The 4463-nt window shown below is 46.2% G+C and carries 5 protein-coding genes; 2 read left to right on the forward strand and 3 right to left on the reverse strand.

From position 1 onward, the window contains the following. Positions 1-193: 193 nt before the first annotated feature. Together B7X71_RS12345 and B7X71_RS12350 are read left to right on the forward strand one after the other, a co-directional pair. A complete protein-coding gene (locus B7X71_RS12345; protein WP_293599793.1) occupies positions 194-1348 on the forward strand; it encodes an MltA domain-containing protein in 1155 nt (384 codons plus the stop codon). 24 nt (positions 1349-1372) lie between these two features. After that, on the forward strand, positions 1373-2149 hold the full coding sequence (locus B7X71_RS12350) for an enoyl-CoA hydratase (RefSeq protein ID WP_293600880.1): 777 nt from the start codon (positions 1373-1375) through the stop codon (positions 2147-2149). A 21-nt stretch (positions 2150-2170) separates the two neighbouring features. Here the strand turns inward: B7X71_RS12350 and B7X71_RS12355 are convergent, their stop codons facing one another. From B7X71_RS12355 to B7X71_RS12365, 3 genes are all read right to left on the reverse strand, one after another. Next, positions 2171-3364, reverse strand: coding sequence for a M20 aminoacylase family protein (locus B7X71_RS12355; protein ID WP_215302413.1), 1194 nt, complete (start codon positions 3362-3364; stop codon positions 2171-2173). Positions 3365-3383: 19 nt separating this feature from the next. After that, complete coding sequence (gene bioD / locus B7X71_RS12360) at positions 3384-4106, reverse strand: dethiobiotin synthase (protein WP_293600881.1); 723 nt, start codon at positions 4104-4106, stop codon at positions 3384-3386. Then, positions 4103-4463: aminotransferase class I/II-fold pyridoxal phosphate-dependent enzyme (locus B7X71_RS12365; protein ID WP_293600882.1), on the reverse strand; the 361-nt coding region annotated here is incomplete at its 5' end. The genes bioD and B7X71_RS12365, both read right to left, overlap by 4 nt.

The raw sequence follows: 4463 nt of genomic DNA on the forward strand, positions 1-4463 counted from the left end.
GGAGGCTCAGTTTTTCCAGGCCCCCATCCCCGAATTTGCCCTAGTGATGCCGAGAACCTTGCACTAGGCTCTCAAAAAACACTATTTTTTGCCCTTACCTGTCCAAAGGACAATAAAGAGCAGGAGAGCTAGAGCAATGCCCCCCTCCACAGCAAACAAGATAATGGGGTATTCATCGAGTAAATTGGCAATCATGATTTCTATATCCAGATTAATTAGTCGCAACACTACTTCACGCATTCTTCTTTGCAGTGTATTCGTTATCAGCATCGTTAGCTTATTGACTGCTTGCTCTACACCTTCGACTCGTGGATCTGGTTATCGCTCCAGTGGAAACGCCCCATCTCCTTACAACTCTCCGATCGCTAGCTTTCAATCTGCTTCGTGGCAAGACTTGCCTGGTTGGCAAGGGGATGATTTAACGCAGGCTTGGCCGGCTTGGCTGAAGAGCTGTGATGCCTTGCGTAAGCGCGGTAGTGAGATTAATTGGCGCCAGGTTTGCGCTCAAGCTAATAATGTTTCAGGGCGAGATGGACGTGCCATTCGCCAATATTTCGAGGGGAATTTTCAAGTATATGAAGTGCGTAACAGCACTACTGGCAAAGATTCTGGCTTGATAACGGGTTATTACGAGCCTGTCATGAATGGCTCGCAGACTCGAACTGCTACTTATACCGTTCCCTTGTACGGTCTTCCCAAGGCTTGGAGAGGTTCTAAGCCAAATCCTGCACCAGCGCGTGCAGAGCTGATGAGCTCTGGAGTTCTGAAGGGTTCTGAAATAGCCTGGGTACAGGATCCTGTCGCCGCTGCATTTATGCAAATCCAAGGCTCCGGAAAAATTCGTCTAGAAGATGGGCGAGTGCTGCGACTCGGTTATGCCGGTACCAATGACCAGCCCTTTAAGTCTTTTGCGCAGTGGTTGTTAGACCGTAAAGAAATTAATCGTAGTCAGGCCACTATGCAGGGAATTAGTGCGTGGGCTAAACGTAATCCAGGCCAAGTAGAGGAGATGCTCAATGCCAATCCTCGTTTTGTATTCTTTAAAGAGTTGCCAGGTAATGTTAGTGCTGATCTGGGTCCTAATGGTGCATTGGGTGTACCTTTAACAGCAGAGCGTAGCATTGCTATTGATTTGAAAGCGATGCCTTTGGGCGCCCCGGTATTTTTGAGTACGACTAGACCTTTGAGTAGTCAAACCTTACAAAAATTAGTGATGGCGCAAGATACAGGTAAAGCCATTGTGGGTGGGGTACGAGCGGATTACTATTGGGGATCAGGGGATGCTGCAGGTGAGTTAGCAGGACGCATGAAGCAAGATGGCAAGATGTGGTTATTGTTGCCGCGCTGAACAAATCATTTTTGAAAGAGATCGATGACTTACAACACCATATTGACTGAAGTGGATGGCAAGGTTGCCATCATTACCCTCAATCGCCCGCAAGTATTAAATGCTCTGAACGATGAGTTGATGGATGAGTTAGGTTCAGCGCTATTGAGTTTTGATGCGGATGACAATATTGGCTGCATCATTGTGACCGGTAGTGAAAAGGCATTTGCTGCGGGTGCAGATATCGCGACGATGGCGAAGTATGGATTTGCGGACGTCTATCGCGGTGACTTTATCTCTCGTAATTGGGAAGAGATTAGAAAAGTACGTAAGCCAGTGATTGCAGCGGTATCTGGCTATGCCCTTGGAGGCGGATGTGAGTTGGCCATGATGTGCGACACCATCATGGCTGCTGAGAGCGCTAAGTTTGCACAACCAGAAGTGAAGTTGGGAATTATTCCTGGCGCAGGTGGCACACAACGTTTGCCACGTGCAGTTTCAAAAGCAAAAGCAATGGACTTAGCATTGACGGGTCGCATGATGGACGCTACTGAGGCTGAGCGCTCCGGCCTAGTTGCTCGTATTTTCCCTCAAGCGGATTTGCTAAAAGAAGTCAAAGTAATTGCCAAGACGATTGCAGACATGCCATTACTAACTGCAATGATGGTGAAAGAAGCAATTAATACTGCTTATGAAACTACGCTCTCAGAAGGCATTCATTTTGAACGTCGTTTATTCCACTCTTGCTTTGCAACAAACGATCAAAAAGAAGGTATGGCAGCTTTTATAGAAAAGCGCCCAGCAAAATTTACGAACTCGTAAAAAATATACTGCTAGGCTAAATTATTTTTCTAAGTAGCGTTGAGCTAGCTTGACCCAGTAGCTGACGCCCACTGGAATCAGTGCGTCATTGAAGTCATAAGAAGGGTTGTGAAGATGGCATGGGCCCATACCGTGACCTACTGCTCGGTGATCACCATCACCATTGCCTAGGAATACATAGCAACCTGGTTTCTCCAGCAACATGAATGCAAAGTCCTCTGCGCCCATCGTGGGGTCGATTGAGGTATTGACGTTTTGTGCACCAACTAATTCGCTCATTACTTCACTGGCAAATTCAACTTCCTTGTCATGGTTAATGAGCGGAGGGTAGTTTCGAGCAAAACTGATTTCTGCTTGGCAGTCAAATGCACTTGCTACGTTATGAGAAATTTCTCGTAAACGTTGCTCAATTAAATCTAGCACCTCGATGGTGAATGTGCGAACGGTTCCGCCGATAAATGCACTATCCGGGATGACGTTGCTCGTCTCACCTGCATGAAACTGCGTAACTGATAACACCGCTGCATCCACAGGACGTTTATTGCGCGTAATGATGCTTTGTAATGCTTGTACAACTTGAGCGCCTGCAAGCACTGGATCAGCGCTGTTATGTGGCAGGGCAGCGTGACCACCTTTGCCGCGAACGATGATTTCAAAAGAGTTGCTGGAAGCCATCATGGGGCCAGAGGTCACGCCAAAATGTCCCTCAGCAAGCCCTGGCCAGTTGTGTAGACCAAAAACAGCATCACAAGGAAATTGCTTGAAGAGCCCATCGTTAATCATTTCTTGCGCACCAGCACCACCTTCTTCTGCTGGCTGAAAAATGAAAATGACTGTGCCTTTGAATTCGCGATGATTGGACAGATATTGAGCAGCACCTAAGAGCATTGCTGTATGACCATCATGCCCACAGGCATGCATCTTGCCGGGATTCTTTGAAGTGTGTTCAAAGGTGTTGTGTTCTTGTAATGGCAGTGCATCCATGTCGGCACGCAAACCAATCATCTTGCCTTGACCTAAGTCACCATCAAGCTTGCCAACCACCCCTGTTTTGCCAAGGCCACGATAAACCGTGATTCCCCAACTCGAAAGTGCTTCAGCTACAAGATCAGATGTGCGGTTTTCTTCAAAGCGTAATTCTGGATGCGCATGAATATTGCGACGAATTTCTTGGATAGCTGATGCGGAATCGATGATTTCTGGAAGTAATCGCATAGCTTCATCTTATCTGAATTTACTCGGGAAGTTTTATATGCTCCGCAGCAAATCGTAATGACTCTATGGAGTAGGGGGCATTTTCCGGTTTCTGAAGCTGCTGAGGAAGGGTGGGAATAACACCTAAAAATGGTGCAAAAATCCGGTCTTTTAGCGTTTGAATATTTTCTTCCAGAAGAGGCATCTCCTCTGAAAGCGTATTCGCTACCCAGCCGGCAATTGTTAACTGACGAGACTGAATTGCTTCACAAGTGAGTAGGGCGTGATTAATACAGCCTAAACGCATACCTATAACGACGATGACAGGTAAATCCATTGCTTGAGCGAGATCCCCTAAATCTTCCTGTTCATTTAAAGGAACTAAAAATCCACCCGCTCCCTCAACAACCACCACCTCAAATTTTTGATTTAGTGAATGCAGGTCACCTAAGATAATGGTGGAATCTAGGTAGATATCATTTGCTTTGGCAACAAGATGGGGCGCTACCGCTTGATCGAGAACGTAAGGACAAAGACTTTGTTCTTGAGCATTTAATCCTGAAGCTATGCGTAATGTCTCTAAATCCTCATTGAATTTTTGACCACTAGCATCCACATAAGTTCCGGCAACGACAGGTTTAAAGCCGACTGCGCTGATACCTGTTTCTCTCAGTTTCAGAATGAGTGCGCCGGCAACTAAAGTTTTACCAACTTCAGTATCCGTACCTGATACAAAAAAGCCAGTAGAGGCATTAATCGTCATGAATTACTTTCTACGTGTTTCTCAATAGACTTCAATGTCTTAATCAGATCACGTAAATCATTAGCGCTGTGGTTTGCGGAAAAGGTAATACGCAATCGAGAGCTACCAACTGGGACGGTGGGCGGGCGGATTGCGGGGATCCAATAACCTGCTTCATCTAAGAGTTTGGCTGCCGCTAATGCGTTGGCATTGCTTCCTAAAATCACTGGCTGAATGGGGGTAGTTGAAGGGGTTTTTTCCCATCGTGAGAAGGTCATTTCCTCATTCCAAATCTGAATCAACTTATTAAGTTGTTTACGACGCGCAATGCCTTCATCACCTTCGATCAATTCAAGGCTGCTGATTAAGGTATGTGCA

Source organism: Polynucleobacter sp. 39-46-10 (assembly GCF_002282275.1).

Excerpts from the sequence above, each read along its gene's own strand:
- B7X71_RS12345 (WP_293599793.1), top strand. The coding sequence starts at position 194 with ATGATTTCTATATCCAGATTAATTAGTCGCAACACTACTTCACGCATT.
- B7X71_RS12350 (WP_293600880.1), top strand. The coding sequence starts at position 1,373 with ATGACTTACAACACCATATTGACTGAAGTGGATGGCAAGGTTGCCATC.
- B7X71_RS12355 (WP_215302413.1), bottom strand. The coding sequence starts at position 3,364 with ATGCGATTACTTCCAGAAATCATCGATTCCGCATCAGCTATCCAAGAA.
- bioD (WP_293600881.1), bottom strand. The coding sequence starts at position 4,106 with ATGACGATTAATGCCTCTACTGGCTTTTTTGTATCAGGTACGGATACT.